The sequence below is a fragment of the Kitasatospora sp. NPDC048715 genome, from assembly GCF_043198905.1.
Classification (GTDB): Bacteria; Actinomycetota; Actinomycetes; order Streptomycetales; family Streptomycetaceae; genus Kitasatospora; species Kitasatospora lactacystinica.
This window is the reverse complement of record NZ_JBICVH010000027.1, coordinates 91,568-116,119: the sequence shown is the minus strand read 5'-3', so window position 1 is coordinate 116,119 and position 24,552 is coordinate 91,568. Positions and strand designations below refer to the sequence as shown.

Annotated in this window: 19 protein-coding genes and 1 pseudogene; 13 read left to right on the top strand and 7 right to left on the bottom strand. The window is 74.1% G+C overall.

Annotated elements, in window-relative coordinates:
- Window positions 1–41: 41 nt before the first annotated feature.
- The 3 genes from ACGFSC_RS39095 to ACGFSC_RS39085 all read right to left on the bottom strand — a co-directional run bounded on the left by ACGFSC_RS39095 (window position 42) and on the right by ACGFSC_RS39085 (window position 2,539).
- The gene (locus ACGFSC_RS39095; RefSeq protein ID WP_359907105.1) at window positions 42–692 is read right to left on the bottom strand and encodes an amino acid ABC transporter permease; all 651 of its coding nucleotides are present in this window, start codon (window positions 690–692) and stop codon (window positions 42–44) included.
- A 52-nt stretch (window positions 693–744) separates the two neighbouring features.
- A complete protein-coding gene (locus ACGFSC_RS39090) occupies window positions 745–1,650 on the bottom strand; it encodes a glutamate ABC transporter substrate-binding protein (RefSeq protein ID WP_359907103.1) in 906 nt (301 codons plus the stop codon).
- A gap of 115 nt (window positions 1,651–1,765) precedes the next feature.
- The gene (locus ACGFSC_RS39085; protein WP_359907100.1) at window positions 1,766–2,539 is read right to left on the bottom strand and encodes an amino acid ABC transporter ATP-binding protein; all 774 of its coding nucleotides are present in this window, start codon (window positions 2,537–2,539) and stop codon (window positions 1,766–1,768) included.
- Window positions 2,540–2,930: 391 nt separating this feature from the next.
- On the opposite strand from ACGFSC_RS39085, the gene ACGFSC_RS39080 reads away from it, so the two are divergent.
- Window positions 2,931–3,689, top strand: coding sequence for a response regulator transcription factor (locus tag ACGFSC_RS39080; RefSeq protein WP_359907097.1), 759 nt, complete (start codon window positions 2,931–2,933; stop codon window positions 3,687–3,689).
- Window positions 3,690–3,695: 6 nt separating this feature from the next.
- Complete coding sequence (locus ACGFSC_RS39075; RefSeq protein ID WP_359907094.1) at window positions 3,696–5,120, top strand: HAMP domain-containing sensor histidine kinase; 1,425 nt, start codon at window positions 3,696–3,698, stop codon at window positions 5,118–5,120.
- Between the two features lie 77 nt (window positions 5,121–5,197).
- Here ACGFSC_RS39075 and ACGFSC_RS39070 read toward each other — a convergent pair whose 3' ends face one another.
- Complete coding sequence (locus tag ACGFSC_RS39070) at window positions 5,198–6,217, bottom strand: TAXI family TRAP transporter solute-binding subunit (protein ID WP_359907091.1); 1,020 nt, start codon at window positions 6,215–6,217, stop codon at window positions 5,198–5,200.
- 95 nt (window positions 6,218–6,312) lie between these two features.
- Here ACGFSC_RS39070 and miaB point away from each other — a divergent pair, with 95 nt between their 5' ends.
- Together miaB and ACGFSC_RS39060 are read left to right on the top strand one after the other, a co-directional pair.
- Window positions 6,313–7,851 carry a tRNA (N6-isopentenyl adenosine(37)-C2)-methylthiotransferase MiaB gene (gene miaB, locus ACGFSC_RS39065; protein WP_359907088.1) on the top strand — a complete coding sequence of 513 codons (1,539 nt, stop codon included), beginning with the start codon at window positions 6,313–6,315 and terminating at the stop codon, window positions 7,849–7,851.
- A gap of 78 nt (window positions 7,852–7,929) precedes the next feature.
- Window positions 7,930–8,628 (top strand): class III extradiol dioxygenase subunit B-like domain-containing protein, encoded by a 699-nt coding sequence (locus ACGFSC_RS39060; RefSeq protein ID WP_359907085.1) that lies wholly within the window; start codon window positions 7,930–7,932, stop codon window positions 8,626–8,628.
- A gap of 91 nt (window positions 8,629–8,719) precedes the next feature.
- Here the strand turns inward: ACGFSC_RS39060 and ACGFSC_RS39055 are convergent, their stop codons facing one another.
- Entirely contained in the window at window positions 8,720–8,980 is a 261-nt protein-coding gene (locus tag ACGFSC_RS39055; protein ID WP_359907083.1) for an antitoxin, read from the bottom strand.
- Between the two features lie 164 nt (window positions 8,981–9,144).
- On the opposite strand from ACGFSC_RS39055, the pseudogene miaA reads away from it, so the two are divergent.
- From miaA to hflX, 5 genes and pseudogenes are all read left to right on the top strand, one after another.
- Window positions 9,145–10,083: pseudogene (miaA, locus tag ACGFSC_RS39050) on the top strand (tRNA (adenosine(37)-N6)-dimethylallyltransferase MiaA); the annotation flags it as partial.
- A 249-nt stretch (window positions 10,084–10,332) separates the two neighbouring features.
- Window positions 10,333–10,845, top strand: coding sequence for a hypothetical protein (locus ACGFSC_RS39045; RefSeq protein WP_359907080.1), 513 nt, complete (start codon window positions 10,333–10,335; stop codon window positions 10,843–10,845).
- Window positions 10,846–10,957: 112 nt separating this feature from the next.
- Window positions 10,958–11,863 (top strand): diaminopimelate epimerase, encoded by a 906-nt coding sequence (gene dapF, locus ACGFSC_RS39040; protein ID WP_359907077.1) that lies wholly within the window; start codon window positions 10,958–10,960, stop codon window positions 11,861–11,863.
- 201 nt (window positions 11,864–12,064) lie between these two features.
- The gene (locus ACGFSC_RS39035; RefSeq protein WP_359907074.1) at window positions 12,065–14,296 is read left to right on the top strand and encodes an HD domain-containing protein; all 2,232 of its coding nucleotides are present in this window, start codon (window positions 12,065–12,067) and stop codon (window positions 14,294–14,296) included.
- A 238-nt stretch (window positions 14,297–14,534) separates the two neighbouring features.
- The gene (hflX, locus tag ACGFSC_RS39030; RefSeq protein WP_359907072.1) at window positions 14,535–16,037 is read left to right on the top strand and encodes a GTPase HflX; all 1,503 of its coding nucleotides are present in this window, start codon (window positions 14,535–14,537) and stop codon (window positions 16,035–16,037) included.
- Window positions 16,038–16,105: 68 nt separating this feature from the next.
- On the opposite strand, the gene ACGFSC_RS39025 is transcribed toward hflX, so the two are convergent.
- The gene (locus tag ACGFSC_RS39025; protein WP_359907069.1) at window positions 16,106–17,224 is read right to left on the bottom strand and encodes a hypothetical protein; all 1,119 of its coding nucleotides are present in this window, start codon (window positions 17,222–17,224) and stop codon (window positions 16,106–16,108) included.
- Between the two features lie 75 nt (window positions 17,225–17,299).
- A complete protein-coding gene (locus ACGFSC_RS39020; protein ID WP_359907067.1) occupies window positions 17,300–18,493 on the bottom strand; it encodes a hypothetical protein in 1,194 nt (397 codons plus the stop codon).
- Window positions 18,494–18,924: 431 nt separating this feature from the next.
- On the opposite strand from ACGFSC_RS39020, the gene ACGFSC_RS39015 reads away from it, so the two are divergent.
- From ACGFSC_RS39015 to ACGFSC_RS39000, 4 genes are read left to right on the top strand one after another with little or no spacing between them, the layout of a single operon-like run.
- Entirely contained in the window at window positions 18,925–20,721 is a 1,797-nt protein-coding gene (locus ACGFSC_RS39015; RefSeq protein WP_359907064.1) for an IucA/IucC family protein, read from the top strand.
- Window positions 20,613–21,341, top strand: coding sequence for a GNAT family N-acetyltransferase (locus ACGFSC_RS39010; protein ID WP_392864978.1), 729 nt, complete (start codon window positions 20,613–20,615; stop codon window positions 21,339–21,341). Before ACGFSC_RS39015 ends, ACGFSC_RS39010 begins: the two co-directional genes overlap by 109 nt.
- A gap of 9 nt (window positions 21,342–21,350) precedes the next feature.
- Window positions 21,351–22,751 carry a SidA/IucD/PvdA family monooxygenase gene (locus tag ACGFSC_RS39005; protein WP_359907059.1) on the top strand — a complete coding sequence of 467 codons (1,401 nt, stop codon included), beginning with the start codon at window positions 21,351–21,353 and terminating at the stop codon, window positions 22,749–22,751.
- Complete coding sequence (locus ACGFSC_RS39000) at window positions 22,729–24,552, top strand: IucA/IucC family siderophore biosynthesis protein (protein ID WP_359907056.1); 1,824 nt, start codon at window positions 22,729–22,731, stop codon at window positions 24,550–24,552. The genes ACGFSC_RS39005 and ACGFSC_RS39000 overlap by 23 nt, the downstream gene beginning before the upstream one ends.

Below are 24,552 nucleotides of genomic sequence, written 5' to 3'. Positions count from 1 at the left end.
CGCCCACGCGCACCACTTGATCGTTCGCTCGCTGCGCTCACTCATCGGGCCACCGCCAGTCGGGATTCCAGGAAGCGGAAGAACGTGGCGACCGTGGCGCTGATCAGCAGGTAGGCGCAGGCCACCCAGAAGAAGATGGCGAAGATCGAGTAGCCGCGCTCGGAGAAGGTCTGCTGGGCGCTGTACAGCTCGGGGACGCTGAACGCGCCGGCGATCGCCGAGTTCCTGGGCAGGGCGATGAACACGCTGCTCATCGGGCCCAGGACGGTCCGGGCGGCCTGCGGCAGGACGACCAGGGTGAGGGTCTGGCCGAAGGTCATGCCCAGGCTGCGGGCGGCCTCCGCCTGGCCCAGCGGCACGGTGTTGATGCCGGAGCGGATGACCTCGCAGACGAACGAGGCGGTGTACCCGCCGAGCGCCAGCACCGCGAACGCCAGGTGGCTGAAGTGCACGCCCAGCGGCGGCAGGCCGAAGGTGACGGCGAAGAACAGCAGCGTCAGCGGGGTGTTGCGGAAGAGCGTCACCCAGGCGGTGCCGAAGGCGCGCAGGACCGGCACCGGGGAGACCCGGAAGGCCGCCAGCAGGGTGCCCAGCAGCAGGGCGAGAAGAGCGCTGAGCGCGCTCACCTCGATCGTCTGTAGGAAGCCGTCGCGGAACAACGCGAAGTTGTCGTCCTCGAACAGGAACCCCATCCGGCGGCCCTCCTCTCAGTTCATGGTCGGGAGTCGACGTACGGCGGGCGGATCAGTAGCGCTCGAGGGCCGGGACGTCCGGCGCCGGGGAGCCGGAGGCGCCCAGGGTCGCGTCGTAGGCCTTCTTCCAGTCGCCGTTGTCCTCGTGGGCCTTGAGGGCGTCGCTGATCGCGTCGCGCAGCGCCTTGTCGTCCTTGTTGAGGCCGACGCCGTAGTTCTCCTTGGTGAACGGCTTGCCGACCACCTTGAGCTTGGGGCTGTACTTGGAGGCGTAGCCCTTGAGGATCGCGTCGTCGGTGGTGACCGCGTCGACCTCGCCGGACAGCAGCTTCTCGACGCAGGCCGAGTAGGTGTCGAACTGGGTGACCTTCGGGTTGTACTGCTGGATGTTCTTGATCGAGGTCGAGCCGGTGGCGGTGCAGACGTTCTTGCCGCCGGTGCTCTCCGGGCCGGTGATCGTGGTGTTGTCGGCCTTCACCAGCAGGTCCTGGCCGGCGATGTAGTACGGGCCGGCGAAGGAGACGCTCTTCTTGCGCTCGTCGTTGATGCTGTAGGTGCCGACGTAGAAGTCGATCTGGCCCTTGGCGATGGCCGGCTCGCGCTGCGAGGAGACCAGGGTCTGCCACTTGATCTGCTGCGGGGTGAAGCCGAGGTCGGCGGCGATCATCTTGGCGATCTCGATGTCGAAGCCGCTGCGGTCGCCGCTGGCGACGTCCTCCCAGCCGAGGTTCGGCTGGTCGGCCTTGGCGCCGATGATCAGCTGGCCGCGCTTCTTGGCCTCGGCGAGGACCGCGGAGTCCACCTTGACGTCGGTCTTGACCGTGTAGCTCGGCAGCTTCGGGGCGCCGGCGCCGCTGCTCGCGGCGGTGGCGCCGGGGGTGCCGTCCTTGCCGCAGGCGGCGGTGGCGGTGAGCGCGACGGCACAGAGCGCGACGGCGAGGGTGCGGGACGTCCTCATGAGGGTTCTCCTGGGGCTGGGCCGCGGTGTCAACCGGGCTCTGGCGTCTGGAAGGCGTGCACGGGCGGGGCGGGCCGGCACTGCGGCCGGGGGCGGTCCCGCCGGTCTCGAAGCGTCAGTGGTGGAGGATCTTCGAGAGGAAGTCCTTGGCGCGCTCGGAGCGCGGCGCGGTGAAGAACGCGTCCGGGGTGTTCTGCTCGACGATCTTCCCGTCGGCCATGAACAGGACCCGGTTGGCGGCGGAGCGGGCGAAGCCCATCTCGTGGGTGACCACGACCATCGTCATGCCGTCCGCGGCGAGCTGGCGCATGACCTCCAGCACCTCGTTGACCATCTCCGGGTCCAGCGCCGAGGTGGGCTCGTCGAAGAGCATCACCTTGGGCTTCATCGCCAGCGCGCGGGCGATCGCCACGCGCTGCTGCTGGCCGCCGGAGAGCTGGGCCGGGAACTTGTCCGCCTGCGCGCCGACGCCGACCCGCTCCAGCAGCTCCCGGGCGGTCTTCTCGGCCTGCGGGCGGGGCACCTTGCGCACCTTCACCTGGCCGATGACCACGTTCTCCAGCACGGTCTTGTGCGCGAACAGGTTGAAGCTCTGGAACACCATGCCGACCTCGGCGCGCAGCCGGGCCAGTTCCTTGCCCTCGTCGGGCAGCGGCCGGCCGTCGATCGTGATCGCGCCGGAGTCGATCGTCTCCAGCCGGTTGATCGTCCGGCAGAGCGTCGACTTGCCCGAGCCGGACGGGCCGATCAGCACGACCACCTCGCCCTGGGCGATCCGGAGGTCGATGTCCTGCAGGACGTGCAGCGCGCCGTAGTGCTTGTTGACGTTGCTCAGCACGACCAGTGGGGCGGCTGCGGGGGTGGAGTCCTCGACCGGGCTCTCGGTCATCGCGCCTGCTCCCTCTGTCGTCGAATCACGCCTGTCCGAGAAGTCTCAACTCCCTTGACAGGCAATGGTGGTACGGATCCGGGGGCCGAGGCCGGCGGAGCCGCGGCCCCCGGTGGGCCGACCTTAGGAGCCATGACCGCGCGCCGTCAGCCGATCTGAGCGGAACTTGAGGATCACGAAACGGCCACACGGCGCTCGCACGCTGTTCGCGCGGGCGCCGACGGGGCATGTCACAGCGGGAATCCGCTCCGGTGCTCCCCGTTCCCCCCGGGCCCGGTGCGCGGTCGAACCTGGCGCCGGGCCGTTCGCTGGCCCATACTGCGCAGGACCGGGACCTGAACGATCGGCCCGGTGATCATCGGTGATCACGTGGGGGAAGGAGGAGGACAGGATGCGACTGCTGCTCGTCGAGGACGACGAACGCGTGGCCGCCGCGCTGGTCGCGGTGCTGGGCCGGCACGGCTTCCAGGTCCGGCACGCCCGCAGCGGGCACGAGGCGCTGGACGCCCTGGTGCCGGACGGCAACGAGCCGTACCGCGTGGTGCTGCTCGACCTCGGACTGCCCGACCGCGACGGCTTCGAGGTGTGCAGCCGGATCAGGGCCGGCAGCGGCGTGCCGGTGATCATGGTCACCGCCCGCGCCGACGTCCGCTCCCGGATCCACGGCCTCAACCTGGGCGCCGACGACTACGTCACCAAGCCGTACGACATGGGCGAGCTGCTCGCCCGCATCCACGCCGTGGCCCGCCGCGGCGCCGCCCCCGCCGCGGTGGCGGTGTCCGCGCCCGACACCGTGCCGCAGCAGCGCGGCCCGCTGGAGTCCCGCGGCATCCGGATCGACCGGGAGCGCCGCCGGGTCAGCGTGGACGGCCGCGACGTGCCGCTCACCCGCAAGGAGTTCGACCTGCTCGCACTGCTCGCGCAGAGCCCCGGCGTCGTCTACCGGCGCGAGCAGATCTTCAGCGAGGTCTGGCGCAGCGGCTGGGAGGGCAACGGGCGCACCCTGGAGGTGCACATCGGCTCGCTGCGCAACAAGCTGGCGCTGCCCGGCCTGGTCGAGGCCGTGCGCGGGGTCGGCTACCGGCTGATCCCCGACTGCCCCACGCCCGCCGCGGCCGAACCGGCCCCGAGCGCCCCCGCGGAGCACTGACCGCACGTGCGCACCCGCCTGCTCGGCATCCTGATCGCCCTCATGCTCTGCGTCCTGGCCGCCCTGGGGCTGCCGCTCGCGGCGGCGGTCGCGGCGGCCGAACAGACCAAGGTGGTCGTCGACCGGCTCGACGACGCCGCCCGCCTCGCCCAGGACCTGCCCACCTCCGGCGCCGCCGACTCCGCCCGCAAGGGCGACCCGGAACCCGCCCCGGGCGACGGCAGCCGGCAGCGCGCGATCGAGGCCGAGGTCCGCCGCTACCACGACCTGTACGGCGTGCGCCTGGGCATCTTCCAGCGCGACGGCATTCCGCTCGCCGTCGCCCCGGACGACTGGCGGGTGCCCTCCGGGGGCTGGGGCGCCCAGGCCTTCCAGGAGGCGCTGGACGGGCGGCGCAGCCACAACCCGCCGCAGGTCTGGCCGTGGACGCCGGACCGGACGATCACCGTCGCCGCCCCCGTGGTGCGCGACGGCGACGTGGTCGCGGTGGTGCTCAGCGAATCCCCGGCCGAGGCGCTGCGCACCCGGGTGGTGCACAAGTGGCTGGTGATCGGCACGGGCGAGGCCGCCGCGATGATCGTCGCCGTGCTGCTCGCCGTCCGGCTCACCGAGTGGGTGCTGCGCCCGGTGCGCACCCTGGACCGGGCCACCCACGACATCGCCACCGGCCGGATGGCCGCCCGGGTCGCCCCGGGCGGCGGACCGCCCGAACTCCAGCGGCTGGCCCGCTCGTTCAACGAGATGGCGGACCACGTGGTGCTCGCCATGGACCAGCAGAAGGCCTTCGTCGCGGACGCCTCCCACCAGCTGCGCAACCCGCTGTCGGCGCTGCTGCTGCGGGTCGAGCTGCTCGGCCTGGAACTGCCCGAGGGCCACGAGGAGGAGCTCAGCGGCGTACGGGAGGAAGGCGCCCGGCTGGCCAGGGTGCTGGACGACCTGCTCGGCCTGGCCACCGCCGAGCACGCCCGCCCCGAACCGGAGCGCACCGACCTCGCCGAGCTCACCCTGTCCCGGGTGGACGCCTGGCGGCCGGTGGCCGAGCAGCGCGGGATCGGGCTGCGCTGGGACGGCCCGGCGCTGGCGATCGGGATGGCTGACCCGATCGGCTTCGGCTCGGCCCTGGACGCCGTGGTGGACAACGCGCTCAAGTTCAGCCCGGCCGGCAGCGAGGTGCGGCTGCGGGTGGCGGTGCGGCGGGACGAGGTCGCGGTGACCGTCACCGACGCCGGGCCCGGTCTCACCGAGGACGAGCTGTCCCGGGCCGGGGACCGGTTCTGGCGCAGCACGCGGCACCAGAACGTGGACGGTTCGGGGCTCGGGCTGTCCATCGCCCGCACCCTGCTGGCGGCCGGCGGCGGCACGCTCGGCTTCGCGCCGGTCAGGCCGACCGGGCTCGCGGTGACGCTGGCGGTGCCCCGGCCGGAGAAGTAGCCGGGGCAGGCCCTGCGCCCTACGGCTTCACCGGGCGGCGGCCGCGCCCCGCGGCGTCAGCGGTCGGTGGTCGCGCCCTACGGCTTCACCGAGCGGTAGTAGCGGGCCGCGCCGGTGTGCAGCGGGAGCGGGTCGGTGTAGACGGCGGTGCGCAGGTCGACCAGCTGGGCCGCGTGCACCTGGGCGCCGATCTGGTCCCGGCTGTCGATCACCGCGCGGGTCATGCCCTCGACCAGGCGCGGGTCCGCGTCGTCCAGGGTGATCAGCAGGTTCGGCACGGCCACCGTGGCGACGGCGTCCTTGGGCTCGGCGTTCGGGTACGTCCCCTTGGGCATGGTGGCCGCCCGGTAGGCGTCGGTGCCGCCGCCCTCGGCCTTGTGCAGGGCCTCGGCGAGGTCGCTCAGCGGCACGACACGGATCGGGAAGTGGTCGGAGAGGTCGGTGAGCGCGCTGGTGGGCAGGCCGCCGGACCAGAAGAAGGCGTCCAGCCGGCCCGCGCGCAGGTCGTCGGCGGCCTCGCCGATCCCCTTCGGCACCGGGACGATGTCGTGGTCCGGGTCCAGGCCGGCCGCGCCCAGCAGCCGCTTGGTCACCAGGTTCACCCCGGACTGCGGCAGGCCGACGCCGACCCGCAGGCCCTTGAGGTCGGCGGTGCGGCGCACCGGGGAGGAGGCCGGGACGATCAGCTGCAGGTAGTCGTCGTACAGCCGGGCGATGGCCCGCAGCTTCTCCTTGCCCTGGCCCTGGTAGTCGGCGACCGCGTCGGCGGTGGCTATCGCGAAGGCGTCCCGGCCTCTGATCACCCGGGTGAGGTTGTCGATCGAGCCCTCGGAGTTGTCCAGGGCCAGCCGCACCCCGGGCATGGTCCGGGAGACGTGGGCCTGGAGCAGCTGCCCGTACCGGTCGTAGACGCCGCGCTGCACCCCGGTGGCGAAGCGGACCTCGCCGCGCGGGTACCCGGGCGAGCGGCCCGCCGACAGCCACCAGCCGCCGAACCCGGCCACCAGCAGTACCACCACCAGCACCGTGCGCCACAGCGGGCTCCGGGCCGCGGTGCGGACGGCGGCGCCGAGACGGGACGCAGTGGTGGGGGTCATGCAGGGATACTGCCAGGCGCTCAGGCCGAACGGGAGTGGAACGGGTGGTGGAAGCTCAGGGAAAAGCCCTTCGCCGCTGCCCGTACCCTGGTCTGGTGAGCGGTGAGAGCGGATTGAAGAGCTACAAGGTCGTCACGCACGGCTGTCAGATGAACGTCCACGACTCCGAGCGGCTGTCCGGCCTGCTGGAGGACGCGGGGTACGTCAAGGCCGGGCCCGAGGGCGACCCGGACCTGGTGGTGTTCAACACCTGCGCGGTGCGCGAGAACGCCGACAACAAGCTGTACGGCAACCTCGGCCAGCTCGCGCCGGTCAAGACCCGTCACAAGGGCATGCAGATCGCCGTCGGCGGCTGCCTGGCCCAGAAGGACCGCGAGAGCATCGTCAAGCGCGCCCCGTGGGTCGACGTGGTCTTCGGCACCCACAACATCGGCCACCTGCCGGCGCTGCTGGAGCGGGCCGCGGTCGAGCGCAGGGCCCAGGTCGAGATCCTGGAGTCGCTGGAGACCTTCCCCTCCACCCTGCCGACCCGCCGCGAGTCCGCGTACGCCGCCTGGGTCGCCATCTCGGTCGGCTGCAACAACACCTGCACCTTCTGCATCGTCCCCGCGCTGCGCGGCAAGGAGGAGGACCGCCGCCCCGGCGACGTCCTCGCCGAGATCGAGGCGCTGGTGGACGAGGGCGTCATCGAGGTGACCCTGCTCGGCCAGAACGTCAACGCCTACGGCTCCGACCTGGGCGACCGCGAGGCCTTCTCCAAGCTGCTGCGCGCCGCCGGGCAGATCGAGGGCCTGGAGCGGATCCGCTTCACCTCGCCGCACCCCCGCGACTTCACCGACGACGTGATCGCCGCGATGGCCGAGACCCCGAGCGTGATGCACCAGCTGCACATGCCGCTGCAGTCCGGCTCGGACCGCGTCCTCAAGGCGATGCGCCGCTCCTACCGGCAGGACCGTTTCCTCGGGATCATCCGCAAGGTCCGCGAGGCGATGCCGGACGCGGCCATCTCCACCGACATCATCGTGGGCTTCCCCGGCGAGACCGAGGAGGACTTCGAGGAGACGATGCACACCGTCCGCGAGGCCCGCTTCACCAACGCCTTCACCTTCCAGTACTCCAAGCGCCCCGGCACCCCCGCCGCGGACATGGCGGACCAGGTGCCGAAGGAGGTCGTCCAGGCCCGCTACGACCGGCTGATCGCCCTCCAGGAGGAGATCTCCTGGGAGGAGAACAAGAAGCAGGTCGGCCGCACCCTGGACGTCCTGGTCGCCGAGGGCGAGGGCAAGAAGGACGATCAGACCCGGCGGCTCTCCGGCCGCGCCCCCGACAACCGGCTGGTGCACTTCAACCCGAGGCTCCGAGGGGTGGACGACGAGCACAGCACGAAGCCGGACGAGCCGGTGCGCCCCGGCGACGTGGTGACCGTCGAGATCACCTACGCCGCCCCGCACCACCTGCTCGCCGAGGGCCCGGCGCTCGCGGTGCGCCGCACCCGCGCCGGCGACGCCTGGGAGAAGCGCCGGGCCGCGCCCGCCGCCAAGCCGGCCGGAGTGATGCTCGGCCTGCCGAAGATCGGCGCCCCGGCCGAGCTGCCGCTGGCCGCGCCGGCGGGCGGGGCCTGCTGCGGCGACTGACCCGCGGGTGTTCCGGGCGGCCCGGCGGGAGCTTCGGCTCCGGCCGGGCCGCCCGGCTTCTTGGCTAGAGTGATCCACATGCTGGTAGCCGCCGCCGTGTGCCCCTGTCCGCCGCTGCTCGTCCCCGAGGTCGCCGCCGGGGCCGCGCCCGAGCTGGACGCCCTGCGCACGGCCTGCGACGAGGCGCTGGCGGCGCTGGTCGCGGCCGGGCCGCAGCTGGTCGTGGTGGTCGGCACCGGGCCGACGGCCGAGGTCTGGACCGAGGGCGGAGCCGGCTCCTTCCGCCGCTACGGGGTGCCGCTGGTCGCCAAGCTGCCCGGCGACCGGGTCGAGGGGCCGGAGCTGGCCCCCTCGCTGACCGTCGGCGCCTGGCTGCTGGAGCGCGCCGGGGTGACCCTGCCGACGCACGCGTGCGCGGTGCCCGCCGACGCCCCCGCCGACCGGATGCTCGGCCTCGGCCAGGGCCTGGCCGGCCTGGCCGAGCGGGTCGGCCTGCTGGTGCTCGGCGACGGCAGCGCCTGCCGCTCGTTGAAGGCGCCCGGGTACCTGGACGAGCGGGCCGAGGGCTTCGACGCCGCCCTGGCCGCCGCCCTGGGCTCGGCCGACCTGCCCGCCCTGGCCGCGCTGGACCCGCTTCTGGCCGCCGAGCTCAAGGCCGACGGCCGGGCGCCCTGGCAGGTGCTGGCCGGCGCCGCGGAGGGCGCCGGCCTCACCGGGCGGCTGGGCCACCAGGAGGCGCCGTACGGGGTCGGGTACTTCGTGGCGTCCTGGTCCTAGCCGGTCGGGGCCGCCGGACCGGGGCTCCCGGCCGTCGGGGCTCCCGGTCGGGACCGCCGGACCGGCCGGGACCGGGACCGGGACCGCGGGGTCAGGACCGCGGGGGCTGCCCCTCGTCGCCCGGCTTCGGCTTCTGGGCGAAGTCGCCGACCGCGTCCTTGGCCTTCTCGGCGCCGTGCTCGATCTTGTCGCTGTACTTGCCCTTGGTCGCCTTGTCGATGGCCCCGCCGGCCTTGTCCACGGCCTTCTCGATCTGGTCGCTGTGCTTGCCCGCGAACTCGCCGGCCTTGCCCTTGAGCTCCTCGGCCTTGCCCTTGAGGTTGTCCATCAGGCCCATGACGATCTCCTTCATCCGCTGTTCCCCGCACAACGAGCGGGCCGGGCAAAGCGTTCGCAAAGCGGGCCCAACCGGGGAAACGGCCGGAAAATGTCCGGGAAACAGTCATATCGTCGCGCAGTGGCGGGCGGGCGGCAGCCCGGTCCCCGGTGGCCCGGCGGTTTTGGGAGACTGGAACGGTGAGCAGCTCCCGTACCCCGCATGTCGCCCCTCCCCGTGTGGTCTGCGTCGTCGGCGCGACCGCCGCCGGCAAGTCCGACCTGGCCGTCGCCATCGCCCGCAGCCTCGACGGCGAGGTGATCAACACCGACTCGATGCAGCTGTACCGGGGCATGGACATCGGCACCGCCAAGCTCACCACGGCCGAGCGCGGGGGAGTGCCGCACCACCTGCTGGACGTCTGGGACGTCACCGAGGCCGCCAGCGTCGCCGAGTACCAGCGGCTGGCCCGGGCCGAGATCGACCGGCTGCTCGCCGCCGGCCGCACGCCCGTCCTGGTCGGCGGCTCCGGGCTGTACGTCCGGGCGGCGATCGACGAGATGGAGTTCCCGGGCACCGACCCGGAGGTGCGGGCCCGGCTGGAGGCCGAGCTGGAGCTGGTCGGCCCGTACGCGCTGCACGGGCGGCTGGCCGAGCTGGACCCGGCGGCCGCCGAGGCGATCCTCGTCAGCAACGGCCGGCGGATCGTCCGCGCCCTGGAGGTCATCGAGATCACCGGGCAGCCGTTCACCGCCAACCTGCCGAGCAACACCGCCGTGTACGAGGCGGTGCAGATCGGCGTCGCCGTGCCGCGCCCGGAGCTGGACGAGCGGATCGCGCTGCGGGTCGACCGGATGTGGGAGGACGGACTGCTGGACGAGGTGCGGGAGCTGGAGAGGGCCGGGCTGCGCGCGGGCAGGACCGCCTCCCGGGCGCTCGGCTACCAGCAGGTGCTCGACCACTTCGCCGGGGAGTGCACCGAGGACGAGGCCCGGGCCGAGACCGTCCGGGCGACCAAGCGCTTCGCCCGGCGTCAGGAGTCCTGGTTCCGCCGCGACGACCGCATCGAATGGCTCTCCCGGCCGGCCGGAACCGACCCCGTCGAGCTGCTGGAACGATCCCTCGAACTGATCGGCCGTCAGGCGGTTCCGGCCGTACAGGACGGGTTTTTGGCCAATCCGGCGGTGCACCTGCGCGCGCAGGCGACCGTGCAGGACGAACCGGCGGTCACGGCCCGATCACGTGATGGCCACGGATCACCCGTCGACCCCGGTCAGGCCCGGAACGCCTCTCTGGACATGCCATCATCGATGCCGTAGGGGTCGGCCGGACGGGCCGACCGTGCCCGGCCGCGAGTCCGCTCGTGTCGAACTGTCAGGGGAGGCCGTGTGTCGACGGGTACCGGCCCCGAATCCGGCCAGGGCGGAAGTGTCACCGCGCCGGCCGAGGAGTTCGACGAGTCGACGATGGGTGACCTCCCCGTGCTGACCGGACTGGAGGCGCCGACCTCCTACGCGGCCGCGGTGCCCGCCCTGGACACCCGCACGCCGCCCGACGCCGCGGTGCACGAACGGGAGATCCGTCCGCTGCGCCGGCTGCGCTGGTGGCAGACGCTGCCGATCGCCCTGCTGGGCACCCTCGGCTCGCTGATGTTCGCCTTCCCGCTCGCCTTCGGCTCGGCCGGGGCGCGCGCCACCATGGTCGGGATGCTCGGGCTGCTGTTCACCGCCGCCTCGATGGGCTGGGGCGCGATGGCCGCCCGGCACGCCGGCTACAAGTGGCCGGGGCTGCCGAGGCGGGGCTCCGGGCAGCGGGCCGGCTGGAAGGCGATCGTGGTCTACACCCTGATCGCGCTGGCCGCCTGCGCGCTCGCGGTCTGGCGGGTCGCCTACCTGCGCTGAGCGCCGCCCGCCCGGAGCACCTCCGCCCCGGGCGCCTCCCGCTCCGGGGGCCTCCCACCCCGGGCGCCTCCCGCCCCGAGCGGGCGGGTCGCCGCTCAGTACCATCGGAGGGGTGAGCGCATCCTCTCCCCAGCAGGGCGGCATCCCCTTCTTCAAGGGGCACGGCACCCAGAACGACTTCGTCATCGTCCCGGACCCGGACGGCGCGCTGGAGATCGGTCCCGAGACCGTCGCCGCGCTGTGCGACCGGCGGGCCGGCCTCGGCGGGGACGGGCTGCTGCGCGTGGTGCGCGCCGCCGCCGACCCGGCGGCCGCGGCGATGGCCGACCGGGCCGAGTGGTTCATGGACTACCGCAACTCGGACGGCAGCGTCGCCGAGATGTGCGGCAACGGCCTGCGGGTCTTCGCCCGCTTCCTGGTGGAGGCCGGCCTGGCCGAGCCGGGCGAGCTGGCCGTCGCCACCCGCTCCGGGGTGCTCACCGCGAAGGTCGCCGAGGCCGCCGAGGACGGCACGCCCGGCGACGTCACCATCGACATGGGCCGGGCCCGGCTGCCCGGGCCGGACGGCATCGAGGTCGCGGTCGGCGAGCGGCGCTGGCCGGCCCTGAACGTCAACATGGGCAACCCGCACGCGGTGGCCTTCGTGGAGAGCCTGGACCACGCCGGCGACCTGTTCGCCGCGCCGCTCACCAGCCCCGCGAGCGCCTACCCGGAGGGCGTCAACGTCGAGTTCGTGGTGGACCGCGGGCCGCGGCACGTCGCGATGCGGGTGCACGAGCGCGGCTCGGGCGAGACCCGCTCCTGCGGCACCGGCGCCTGCGCGGTGGCGGTGGCGGCCATCCGCCGGGACGGCGCCGACCCGGGCGTCACCGGCGAGTCGGTCGCGTACACCGTGGACGTGCTGGGCGGGCGACTGGTCATCACCGAGCACCCGGACGGCCGGGTGGAGATGACCGGGCCGGCGGTGATCGTGGCCGAGGGGCGGCTGGACGGGCGCTGGTGGGAGTCGGTGCGCTGAGGCCTGCGGCCCGGTTTGCCCAATTCGTGTGGTGACGAATCCCCCCGATCGGGTGATACCGGTCGCGGACGGGAATCAGGGCGTCGCGGAACGTGCTCTGCTCGGTAGCATGGACCACCGGGTCGATCACCCCATGGGGAGGGGTGTCGAGATCACCCCCTCGGACGGGGCGGCGCCCGGCGACCGTTGCCGGAGGTGCCGATGACCATCGAAGCCGGGCAGTCCCTGACGGGACAGCCGACGACCGTACGGCAGGCCGGGGCCAGGCGGCCCCTCGGAGAGCTCGGCCGGGCCGCTCTCGGCCGGGCCGGGCGGGCCGCGTTACTGGCCACCGGCCGGCCGCCGGTGCCGGACGCCCTGGAGCCGCTCGTCCAGGTCCACCGCCGGCACCACCCGCAGGTCGACCTCGGCCTGCTCGCCCGGGCGTACCGGCTCGCCGAGGCCAGCCACCGCGGCCAGAAGCGCAAGAGCGGCGAGCCGTACATCACCCACCCGCTGGCCGTGACCATGATCCTGGCCCAACTCGGCGCCGGGACGACGACCCTGGTCGCCTCGCTGCTCCACGACACGGTCGAGGACACCGAGTTGACGCTGGACCAGGTGGGCGCCGGGTTCGGGCCCGAAGTCGCCTACCTGGTCGACGGGGTGACGAAGCTGGAGAAGGTCGACTTCGGTGCCGCCGCCGAGGCCGAGACCTTCCGCAAGATGCTGGTCGCCACCGGGGACGACGTCCGGGTGATGGTGATCAAGCTGGCCGACCGGCTGCACAACATGCGCACCATCCGGCACATGAAGCCGGCCAGCCAGGTGCGGATCGCCAAGGTCACCCGGGACGTGCTGATCCCGCTGGCCGAGCGGCTCGGCATCCAGGTGCTCAAGGCGGAGCTGGAGGACATCGTCTTCGCCACCCTGCACCCCGAGGAACACGCCCGCACCCGCGCCCTGATGACCGGTCACGAGGCCGAGCCGGACGCCCTGCTGGAGCCCTTCGCCCGGCAGCTGGCCCGCCAACTGGCCGAGGCCGGGGTGACCGCCGAGGTGACCGTCCGCCCCCGGCACTGCGTCTCGCTGCACCGGGTGCTGCTCCGCCGGGCCGCCGTGCCCGGGCCGGACGGCCGGCCGCAGGGGCCGCGGCCGGCCGACTTCGGGCGGCTGCTGGTGGTGGTCGAGGAGAACGCCGACTGCTACGCCGTGCTCGGCGAGCTGCACACCTGCTGGACGCCGCTGCCCGGGGAGTTCAAGGACTTCGTGGCCGCGCCCAAGTTCAACCTCTACCAGTCGCTGCACACCGCCGTGGCGCTCAGCGGCGGCGCGGTGGTCGAGGTGCTGGTCCGCACCCGGCGGATGCACGAGGTGGCCGAGACCGGGGTGGTCGCGCTCGGGGACCCGTCCCCGGCCGGCGCCGTGCAGGACGCCGACGAGCTGGACCGCACCGACCCGGCCCGCCCGGGCTGGCTCAGCCGGCTGCTGGAGTGGCAGCAGGAGACGCCCGATCCGGACGCCTTCTGGTCCGCGCTCACCGCCGACCTGGCCGGCGACCGCGAGATCACCGTGGTGACGGAGAGCGGCGAAACGCTTCAGCTGAGGGCCGGCGCCACCTGCGTGGACGCGGCCTACCTGCTCGGCGAGGAGACCGGCCACCGATGTATCGGGGTGCGGGTCAACGGGCGGCTCACCGCCCTGTCCACCGTGCTGGAGGACGGCGACCAGATCGCGGTGCTCACCGAATCCCTCCCGGCCGGCGGCGGCCAGCCCTCCGGCCCCGCCCCCGAGTGGCTGGCGCACGCCCGCACCCCGGGCGCCCGGCTGGCCATCGAGCGCTGGCTGGCCGACCACCCGGCCCGCCAGCCGGTGGTCCGCACCGGCCCGACCGGAGGCCAGCCCGCCCCGCCCGGGCGCCCGACCGCCGAGCGGCGGGCCGCCCCGGTCGCGGTGGCCGGACGGCCCGGGGCGCCGGTCCGGCTGGCGCGCTGCTGCACCCCGGTGCCGCCGGACGAGGTGGCCGGCTACCCGATCCGCGGCGGCGCGGTCGCGGTGCACCGCACCGGCTGCCCGGCGGGGGAGCGGATGCGCGCGGACGGGCGGGCCGAGCTGGAGGTCCGCTGGCGGCCGGAGGACGCCCCGGCGACCGGGCACCGGGTCACCCTGCGGGCCGAGGCGCTGAACCGGCCCCGGCTGCTCGCCGACCTCACCGCCGCGATCTCCGGAGCCGGCGCCGGCGTCGGCATCGTCTCGGCCGAGGTCGAGCCGCCGCAGGAGTCCCGGGTCCGGCACACCTACACCGTCGAACTGCCCGAGCCGGCCGCCCTGCCGCGGCTGATGCGGGCGATGCTCAAGGTCTCCGGGGTGTACGACGTGAGCCGCCCGCAGGCCCCGGACGGCGGCCGGGAGCCGGGGGAGCGGCCGCTCGGCCCGGCGGCCCGCGGGAAATGAGGATGTCCGGCCCGCGGAAATGGGGATGACCGGCCCGCGCCGGGCGTGCGACCATCATGGGGAATTCACGGCCGGTCCACGGTGTTGTCCGGGCACAGGAGCCCGGGCCTCGTCCGAGGACCCGAGGGGCAGCTCACCCCCGCCCGGACGGTAACCGGGGCGGCAGCTGGGCAGACTCCTTACGGGACCGCGGCAGCGGTCCCCGAAGGCCACCCGTACCAGCGAGCCAAAGGACAGAATGACCTCCACGTTCGACACCCGCGACCACGCCGACGCTCCGCGCCGCCTCGACGGTCTGCGGGCGGAAGCCCTCATGGACGAGGACCTCGCGGCCATCGACGAGGACCTCGGCCACCACTACGACGGCGACCAGTACGACCGCAGCGAGCGAGCCGCCCTGCGCCGTGTCGCCGGCCTCTCCACCGAACTCGAAGACGTCACCGAGGTCGAGTACCGCCAGCTCCGCCTGGAGCGCGTGGTGCTCGTCGGCGTCTGGACGGACGGCACGCTGGAGGAGGCGGAGAACTCGATGGCCGAGCTCGCCGCGCTCGCCGAGACGGCCGGCTCCCAGGTGCTGGACGGCGTCATCCAGCGCCGCGACAAGCCCGACGCGGCCACCTACATCGGCTCCGGCAAGGCGAGGGAACTGCGCGACATCGTCGCCGCCAGCGGCGCCGACACCGTCGTCTGCGACGGTGAGCTCACCCCCGGCCAGCTGATCCACCTGGAGGACGTGGTCAAGGTCAAGGTCGTCGACCGGACGGCCCTGATCCTGGACATCTTCGCCCAGCACGCCAAGTCCCGGGAGGGCAAGGCTCAGGTCTCGCTCGCGCAGATGCAGTACATGCTGCCGCGCCTGCGCGGCTGGGGCCAGTCGCTGTCCCGGCAGATGGGTGGCGGTGGCTCCGGCACCTCGGGCGGCGGCATGGCCACCCGTGGCCCCGGTGAGACCAAGATCGAGACCGACCGGCGCCGGATCCGCGAGAAGATGGCGAAGCTCCGCAAGGAGATCGCCGACATGAAGAAGGGCCGCGACACCAAGCGCCAGGAGCGCAAGCGCCACCAGGTGCCGTCCGTGGCCATCGCCGGGTACACCAACGCCGGCAAGTCGTCGCTGCTCAACCGGCTCACCGGCGCGGGCGTCCTGGTGGAGAACTCGCTGTTCGCCACCCTCGACCCGACCGTGCGCCGGGCCGAGACCCCGAGCGGGCGGCTCTACACCCTGGCGGACACCGTCGGCTTCGTCCGGCACCTGCCGCACCACCTGGTCGAGGCCTTCCGCTCGACCATGGAGGAGGTCGCCGACGCCGACCTCATCCTGCACGTGGTGGACGGCTCGCACCCCGAGCCGGAGACGCAGCTGGCCGCCGTCCGCGAGGTCATCGTCTCGGTCGACGCGCAGAACGTGCCGGAGATCGTGGTGATCAACAAGGCGGACGCCGCCGATCCGCACGTGCTCCAGCGCCTGCTGCGCCGCGAGCCGCACGCCATCGTGGTGTCGGCCCGCAGCGGCGCGGGGATCGAGGAGCTGCTGCAGCTCATCGACGACGAGCTGCCGCGTCCGGCGGTCGAGGTGCGGGCCCTGGTGCCCTACACCCAGGGCGCGCTGGTCTCCCGGGTGCACGCCGAGGGGGAGCTGCTCTCCACCGAGCACACCGGCGAGGGCACCCTGCTGCACGCCAAGGTGCAGGCCGAGCTGGCCGCCGAGCTGGAGTACTTCGCGGTGGCCCTGCAGGGCTGAGGCCGGAGCCGACGGAGGGCCCCGGGACGGTACGCCGTCCCGGGGCCCTTCCCGTGCCCCCGCAGGGGCTACCGGACGTTCTTGGCGAAGTAGTCGAAGGCCTGCTTCGCCTGGTCGTGCAGGGAGGGCCCGGCCTGGTAGCCGGCCGGGTTGCGGTTGCCGACCGCGCCGACGCTGATCAGGTTGGGCTTGCCGTCCCTGATGACGAACCAGCCGCCGCCGGAGGCGCCGGCCGTCATGGAGCAGCCGATCACGTACATCGGCGGGCGGCTCCGGTCGAAGGAGAGCCGCCCGGGCGCGGCCGGGGAGTCGCAGTGTTCGAGCTCCAGGCCGTCGAACGGCCGCTCGGCCGGGTAGCCGTAGGCGGCGGCCGCGGTGATCTGCTCGCGCGGGGCGTTGAACCAGATCGGCACCGAGCCGCCGACCGTCTCCTCCAGGGACCTGCCGGAGCCGTCCTCGCCGCGCACCCGCAGCACGCCGTAGTCGTACTGGTTGCGGGCACCGACGCCGCTCTCCTGGCGCCAGGTCGGCGAGACCAGCGCGCGCACCGCCGTCCACCGGCCGTACGGGGCGGCCTGCTGGTCCGGGTTCGGCTTGCCGTGGACCACCCGGCCGTCCCGGTTGAAGGCGGGGACGAAGACCAGGTTCTTCAGCCAGCCGCCGCCCTTGCCGTCGTGCAGGCAGTGCGCGGCGGTGTAGACGAGGTTGCTGCGGCCGGGGTTGACCGGGTCGGAGACCACGGTGGCGGAGCAGGCCGCGTCGCCCTGCGGCGTGGTCATGAAGAGCCGGCCGACCACCGCGCCGGCCTGGGCGTACGGGTGCGGCAGCGGCTGGGCCGGGACGGCGGCCGGCGGGGCGTCCTGTTCGACACCGGCCGCCGCGGGGGCTGCCAGGGAGTACTCCGGGGTGGGCCGGGGCTTGGCGGTGTCCATCCGGGCGGCCGTCCAGGAGCCGGGCGCCGCGTCGCCGGCGAAGGCGCTGTCGGCGACGTAGCGGTCCCAGTCCTCCACCTTCCAGCCGGTCAGGTCGCCCAGGCTGGTGGGCGCGGAGCGGGGCAGGGCGAGGGGCGCGGTGGCGGGCCGGGCCGGGCCGTCCGGGCCGCACCCGGCGGCGCCCAGCGCGAGCGCGGCGAGCAGCGCGGCGCCGGCCGTCGCGGCCCGGCGCCGCCGGCTGGTGGTTGTCGGCATGCTGGCTCGTCCCCCGTGCTGTGCTGGTGGTCCCGTACCGCCCCCCCGCCGGCGGCTGCTTCCCTCGTACGGCTGCTACTTCTTGGAGATCCAGTCCAGTGCCTGCCGGGCGACCGCCTCCAGGTAGGGGCCGCTCAGCGAGGTGTGCTCCTGGGTGCCGATCGAGGTGTTGCTGACCAGGGCGGTCCTGCCGTCGGGCATGGTGGCGAACCAGCCGCCGCCACTGGCGCCCTGGGTCATGGTGCAGCCGATGGTCAGCATCGTCGGGCGCTTGGCGTCGAAGGAGAGCCGGGTCGGCTTGCCGCCGTCGCACTTGTACAGCTCCTGGCCGTCGAACGGCTTGACGAGCGGGTAGCCGACGGCCGAGACCTTGAGCTGGTCGCGCGGCGCGTCGAACCAGACCGGAACGGCCGAACCGACCGTCTCCTCCAGGGACTTGCCGGTGTCGTTCTGGTTGCGCACGCGCATCACCGCGAAGTCGTACTGGTTGGCGGCGTCGCCGCTGCCGCCGCCCTCGACCATCCACTGCGGCGAGGCGGTGACCTGGTCGGCCCACCAGGTGCCCAGCGGGGCCAGCTCGGACAGCGGGGCCCGCTTGCCGCCGCTGGAGGCGCCCGAGTTGTTGTAGGCGGGCACGAAGACCAGGTCCTTGAAGAAGTTCCCGCCCTTGCCCTCGTGCACGCAGTGGCCGGCCGTCCAGACCAGGTTGCTCTTTCCCGGGTGCTGCGGGTCGGTGATCACCGTCGCCGAGCAGTTTCCGCGGCCGCCCTGGGCGGAGAAGAACACCTTTCCGGAGGGCTGCTTCGTGTACGGGCGGGGCACCGCCAGGGCCTTGACCACCGGGGGCTCGGGGTCGGTCACGCCGTCGTCGGTGGACGGCGCGGGGGTGGCGGGGGCGGGCTTGGCGGTGGGCGGGGCCGGCTCGGCGGGCTTGGAGTCGCCCATCTTGTCCGGGTCCCAGAAGTCCTTCACCACCGGGTTGTTGAAGACGTGCTTGGACGCCCACTTGTCCCAGTCCTCGAACTTCCACTTCTTCAGGTCGTCCCAGCTCCTGGGCAGTCCCTCCAGCAGGCTGGTCGGCAGCCCGGACGGGAGGGTGATGCCGCCGATCGCCCCGCCCGCGCCCGCGGCCTGGGCCGCCGCGGAGGAGGGCGGCGGCGCGGGGCTGGTCCCGCCGCCCGCCGGGCCGTCGGGCCCGCAGGCGCTCACGGCGAGCAGGGTGCCCGCGGCCAGGGCGGCGGCCAGGGCTGACCGGTGGATCGTTGGCATCTGTGCGCTTCCCCCTGTGCTCGGGCGGTGGGTGCTGGGCGGTGCCGGGTCGCCGGGTGGTCCCGGCTCGCCGGACGGTGCCGCGGCGGGCGGCCGCACACCGGGGCGCTGGGTGCCCGGCCGGTTCGCGGTGCGGCGGTCCGCCGTCCTGGAGTCTTCCATCGCCAAGGAGGACGGCGGTGCCCACCCCCCGGGTTGCGGTGCCGGCCGGAGGTCACCGATCCGTGATCCGGGCCCGGCCGGTGCACCGGCCCAGCAGGGCATCCGGCCCCGGATGTGCACAATCGCCGATTCTCACCCGGACGAGTGAGCGCTCCTTGTGATCACCCGTCATGGATAGGTAACCCTTACCTGACGCGACGGTGCGAGTGCCCGCCGATCCCCTCCACCACAGTGCGCGTCCGCACCCCCACGCGCCCCAAGGAGCAGCCTTGAGCACCGCCCTCACCGGAGCCCCGCCCGTACCGCCGCCCACCGCGGCACGGGCCTTCGGACACGACCTGCTGCTGCACCCCGACCCGGCCGTCGCCGCCGAACAGGCCGGACTGGAAGCCCTGTTGCGCTGCTGGACGCGGGAGACCGGAGCCCGGCCCGGCCCGGACGGCCGACTGCGGATCGCCGTCCTCGGCGGGGCCGCCCGGCTCACCGCCCCGGTCCGCTACTGGTCGCCCGGCGGCTGGCACCGCTTCGGCCCCGCCACCCTCGCGGCCGGCGAGGGCGGCGCCGAGGCCCCGGTGGACGCCGTCACCGCCGCCGCGCTGCTCGCCGCCGCGGCCGCCGAACGGCCCGACCCCGGGCAGGTCGCCGACCTGGCCGGCCGGGTCGCCGACTCGGTCGTGCGCACCGCCGAGATCCTCGCCCACCGCCGCACCGCCGCCGTGCCCGGCGGGCCGGAGCGCTCGCACTTCCTCGCCGCCGAACAGTCCCTGCTGCTCGGCCACCCGCTGCACCCCACGCCCAAGAGCCGCGACGGCCTCGGCCCCGCCCAGAGCGCCGCCTACTCGCCCGAACTGCACGGCTCCTTCCAACTGCACTGGTACGCGGTGGACCGCGAACTGCTCGCGGCCGGCTCCGCCGTCGCCGAGAGCGCCGAGCAGCTCACCGCAGGACTGCTCGACGGCGGCCCGGCGCTGCCGCCCGGCACCGCCGCCGTCCCGCTGCACCCCTGGCAGGCCCGCGAACTCGCCCACCGCCCGGCCGTCGCCGCACTCCTCGCCGACGGGCTGCTGCACGACCTCGGCCCGGCCGGCGAGCCCTGGTACCCCACCTCCTCGGTGCGCACCGTCTACCGGCCCGGCACCCCGTGGATGCTCAAGCTCTCGCTCGGCCTGCGGATCACCAACTCCCGCCGGGAGAACCTGCGCAAGGAACTGCACCGCGGCCTGGAGATGCACCGGCTGCTGGAGAGCGGGCTGGCCGCCGAGTGGCGGGCCGCCCACCCCGGCTTCGACATCGTCCGCGACCCTGCCTGGATCGGCGTCGACCACCCCGACCTCGGCGACCCCAACGGCCTGGACACCGTGCTGCGCGCCCAGCCCTTCGCACCCACCGACCGCGCGCTGTGCGTCGCCGGGCTGGTCGCCGAACAACCGCTCGGCGGCGGCGACACCGTGCCCTCCCGGCTCGGCGACCTCCTGCGGGCGCTGGCCCTGCGCTGCGCCCGCCCGCTGCGGACGGTGGCCGCCGAATGGTTCCTGCGCTACCTGGACGCGGTCGTGCTGCCCATCCTCTGGCTGGACGGCCGGGGCGGCATCGCCCTGGAGGCGCACCAGCAGAACAGCCTCGTGCTGCTGGACGCCGAGGGCTGGCCGTGCGGCGGCCGCTACCGCGACAACCAGGGCTACTACTACCGGGAGAGCGCCGCCGGCGCGCTCGCCGCCCGGCTGCCCGGGCTCGGCACGGACAGCGACACCTTCCTGCCGGACGAGGTGATCGACCACCACTTCGCCTACTACCTCGGCATCAACCACGTGCTCGGCCTGATCGGCGCCTTCGGCTCCCAGCGGCTCGCCGACGAAACGGTGCTGCTGGCGGCGCTGCGCCGGTTCCTGGCCGGTCCGCGGGCCGCCGCCACCGGCTCGGCGCTGCCCGCCCTGCTGCTGGACGCGCCCACGCTGCCCTGCAAGGCCAACCTGCTCACCCGGATCAACGGCATGGACGAGCTGGTCGGCCCGGTCGCCAGCCAGTCCGTGTACGTGGACATCCCCAACCCGGTGGCGGGCGCCTGATGCCGCACGAGCTGCCCGGGCGGGCACCGGTGCCCGCCCCGGCGGGTGAGTTCCGGCTCGGTCCGGTGCCCACCGCGGCGGGCGAGTTCCGGCTCGGCCCGGTCCTGCTGCCCGCCGACCTGGCGCTGCTCACCGGCTGGATGAACGACCCGGAGGTCGACGCCTTCTGGGAGCTCGCCGGGCCGCCGGAGGTCACCGAACGGCACGTCCGGGCCCAGCAGGACGGCGACGGCCGGAGCCTGCCCTGCCTCGGCCTGCTCGACGGCGAGCCGATGAGCTACTGGGAGGTCTACCGCGCCGACCTCGACCCGCTCGCCGCGCACTACCCCGCCCGGCCGTACGACACCGGCGTGCACCTGCTGCTCGGCCCCGCCGCCAGCCGCGGCCGAGGGCTGGGCGCCGTCCTCCTCGCCGCCCTCGCAGAATTGATTCTTCGCGGGAATCCGCGCTGCGAACGGGTGGTGGCCGAGCCGGACGTCCGCAACCGGCGGTCCGTCCGGGCCTTCGAACGGGCCGGATTCCGAGCCGCCGCCGAACTCGACCTGCCCGGCAAGCGCGCCGCCCTGATGGTCCGCGACCGGGCCGACGGGCCCGCCGCGCAGGCCCAACTCCCCGCCTAGGAAACCCCTGTGGACACCTCGACACCCCCCGCGTACGACCTGCTCGGCGTCGGCATCGGCCCGTTCAACCTCTCGCTCGCCGCGCTCGCCGAGCCCGTCCCCGGCCTGCGCACCCTCTTCTGCGACCAGCGCCCGGAGTTCCGCTGGCACCACGGGATGCTGGTGGACGGGGCCCGGATGCAGGTGCCGTTCCTCGCCGACCTGGTCTCCCTGGTCGACCCGACCAGCCCGTGGTCCTTCCTCAACTACCTGCGCGACCAGGACCGGCTCTTCCCGTTCTACTTCGCCGAGCGCTTCCAGCTGCCGCGCCGCGAGTACGACCACTACTGCCGCTGGGCCGCCGAACGGCTGGCCGGCTGCCGCTTCGGCACCGAGGTCACCGCCCTGCACTGGGACGCGCCCTGGTACCGCGCCGAGCTGACCGACACCGCGACCGGCCGGCGCTCCGAGGTCAGGGCCCGCAACCTCGCCCTCGGCGTCGGCACCCGGCCGGTCCTCCCCGAGGCCTTCGCCGCGCTGGCCGGACACCCGCGCGCCTTCCACTCCGCCGAGTACCTGGACCGCCGCGCCGACCTGGCCGGCGCCCGGGACATCACCGTGATCGGCAGCGGACAGTCCGGCGCCGAGGTCTTCCTCGACCTGCTCCGGCGCCACGAGGGCGACGGCGTCCGGCTGCGCTGGCTCACCCGCACCAGGGCGCTCGCCCCCATGGAGTACTCCAAGCTCGGCCTGGAGCACTTCACCCCCGACTACACCCGCTACTTCCACGGCCTGCCCGCCCCCGTCCGGGACGCGCTGGTCGCCGCCCAGTGGCAGCTGCACAAGGCCGCCAGCACCGAGACCCTCGCCGAGATCCACGACCACCTCTACGAGCGCACCATCGGCCGCCCGATCGACACCGCCCCGGTCGAGATCACGCCCGGCACCGCCGTCACCGCCGCCCGACCGGGCCCCTGCGGCGGCCTGGAACTGCACTGCCGGCACACCGACTCCGGCGCCGAGCACCTGCTGCGCACCGACGCCCTGGTGCTCGCCACCGGCTACCGGGCGGCCCGCCCGGCCGCCCTCGAACCGCTCGCCGAGCTGATCGACTGGGACGAGGCCGGGCGCTACCGGGTCGACCTGGACCACCGGGTCGCCACCCGCCCCGAACTCACCGGCGGGCTGTACGTCCAGAACGCCGAACTGCACACCCACGGCGTCGGCACCCCCGACCTCGGACTCGGCGCCCACCGGGCCGCCGTGATCCTCAACGCCGTCACCGGGCGCACCGTCCACCGGCTGCCCGACCGCACCGCCTGGACCGGCTTCGCACCGCCCGTACCCGCCCCCGACCCCGCGTCCCACCACCGGACCCCCGTCGTCCCCCGCCCCCAGGAGTTGACCCGTGCCGCAACCGTCGGCCGCTGAACCGCCGCTCCACCTGCCCCCGCACCTCACCGCCGGGCACTGGCAGCGGGCCGGCCGCGCCCTGCTGGCCAAGATGCTGGGCGAGTTCGCCTACGAGGACCTGCTCCGGCCCGTCCCCGGCGAGGCGCCCGGCGAATACCGGCTGGAGCTGCCCGAGGCCGAGTACCGCTTCACCGCCCGGCGCGGCGCCTACGACAGCTGGCAGGTCGACCCCGAGTCCGTCCGCTGCACCCGCCCGGACGGCCTGGACCCGCTGCGCTTCCTCCCGTACGCCCGGCAGACCCTCGGCATGCGCGGCGAGACCACTGGCCACCTGATCCGCGAGCTCTGCGCCACCCTGACCGCCGACGCCCGCCAGCTCGCCACCGCGCTGACCGCCGCCGAACTCGCCGACCTCGACCACGCCGCCCTGGAGGGCCGGCAGACCGGCCACCCCTGGATCGTGCCCAACAAGGGCCGGATCGGCTTCTCCGGCACCGACGCCGCCCGCTGGGCCCCGGAGGCCCGCAGCCCCCGCCCGCTGCCCTGGATCGCCGTCCACCGCCGGCTCGCCGAGTACCGCGGGGTGCCCGGCCTGGAACGGCCCGAGCAGCTGTACGCCCGCGAGCTGGACGACGTCGACGCGCTGCGCGCCGCGCTCGGCCCGGACGCCGGGGACTACCTGCTGCTGCCCGTCCACCCCTGGCAGTGGGACGAGACGATCCTGCCGCTGTTCGCCCCCTGGATCGCCTCCGGCGAGATCGTCCCGCTGCCCTCGGACGGCGACCCACGGCTGCCCCAGCAGTCCATCCGCTCCTTCTTCAACACCGCCCACCCCGAGCGCTGCACCGTCAAGCTGCCGCTGTCCGTCCTGAACACCCTGGTCTGGCGCGGCCTGCCGGTCGAGCGCACGCTGGCCGCGCCCGCCGTCACCGCCTGGCTGCTCGGGCTGCGCGACGCCGACCCGTACCTGCGCGACGAGTGCCGGGTGATCCTGCTCGGCGAGATCGCCTCCGTCACCGTCGACCACCCGCTCTACCGCGAGCTGCCCGAGGCGCCGTACCAGTACAAGGAGCTGCTCGGCGCGATCTGGCGCCAGCCGCTCGGCCCCTTCCTGGACGGCGGCGAGCGGGCCCGCACCCTGGCCGCGCTGCTGCAGACCGGCTCCGACGGGCGGGCGCTCGCCGCCGAGCTGATCGACCGCTCCGGCCTGCTCCCCGGCGACTGGACCGCCCGGCTGTTCGCCGCGACGATGCCGCCGCTGCTGCACTTCCTCTACCGCTACGGGCTGGTCTTCTCCCCGCACGGCGAGAACGCCATCGTGGTCTTCGACCCCTCCGACGTGCCGGTCCGGCTCGCGGTCAAGGACTTCGTGGACGACGTCAACCTCAGCGCGCAGAGCCTGCCCGAACTGCACGCGCTGCCCGCCGAGGTCGCCGAGGTGCTGCTGCGGGAGAGCCCGCAGGGACTCTGCCAGTTCATCCACTCCGGGCTCTTCATCGGGGTCTTCCGCTACCTCGCCCCGCTGCTGGAGGCGCAGACCGGACTGCCCGAGACCGAGTTCTGGGCGCTGCTGCGCGCCGAGGTGCTGCGCTACCAGGACCGCTTCCCCGAGCTGGGCGAGCGCTTCGAGCTGTTCGACCTGTTCCGCCCCCGGATCGACCGGCTCTGCCTCAACCGCAACCGGCTGCTGCTGGACGGCTACCAGGACCGCCCGCACCGCCCGCACGCCGCCCGGCACGGGACCGTGCCGAACGCGCTGGTCGCGGTGGACGTGCGACTGCCCGGGCAACGGGACCGGATTGTCACCCCCGCCCCGTAG

Excerpts from the sequence above, each read along its gene's own strand:
- ACGFSC_RS39095 (WP_359907105.1), bottom strand. The coding sequence starts at position 692 with ATGGGGTTCCTGTTCGAGGACGACAACTTCGCGTTGTTCCGCGACGGC.
- ACGFSC_RS39035 (WP_359907074.1), top strand. The coding sequence starts at position 12,065 with ATGACCATCGAAGCCGGGCAGTCCCTGACGGGACAGCCGACGACCGTA.
- ACGFSC_RS39070 (WP_359907091.1), bottom strand. The coding sequence starts at position 6,217 with ATGACCCCCACCACTGCGTCCCGTCTCGGCGCCGCCGTCCGCACCGCG.
- ACGFSC_RS39090 (WP_359907103.1), bottom strand. The coding sequence starts at position 1,650 with ATGAGGACGTCCCGCACCCTCGCCGTCGCGCTCTGTGCCGTCGCGCTC.
- ACGFSC_RS39060 (WP_359907085.1), top strand. The coding sequence starts at position 7,930 with ATGCTGGTAGCCGCCGCCGTGTGCCCCTGTCCGCCGCTGCTCGTCCCC.
- ACGFSC_RS39025 (WP_359907069.1), bottom strand. The coding sequence starts at position 17,224 with ATGCCGACAACCACCAGCCGGCGGCGCCGGGCCGCGACGGCCGGCGCC.
- ACGFSC_RS39020 (WP_359907067.1), bottom strand. The coding sequence starts at position 18,493 with ATGCCAACGATCCACCGGTCAGCCCTGGCCGCCGCCCTGGCCGCGGGC.
- ACGFSC_RS39085 (WP_359907100.1), bottom strand. The coding sequence starts at position 2,539 with ATGACCGAGAGCCCGGTCGAGGACTCCACCCCCGCAGCCGCCCCACTG.
- ACGFSC_RS39080 (WP_359907097.1), top strand. The coding sequence starts at position 2,931 with ATGCGACTGCTGCTCGTCGAGGACGACGAACGCGTGGCCGCCGCGCTG.
- ACGFSC_RS39055 (WP_359907083.1), bottom strand. The coding sequence starts at position 8,980 with ATGAAGGAGATCGTCATGGGCCTGATGGACAACCTCAAGGGCAAGGCC.
- hflX (WP_359907072.1), top strand. The coding sequence starts at position 14,535 with ATGACCTCCACGTTCGACACCCGCGACCACGCCGACGCTCCGCGCCGC.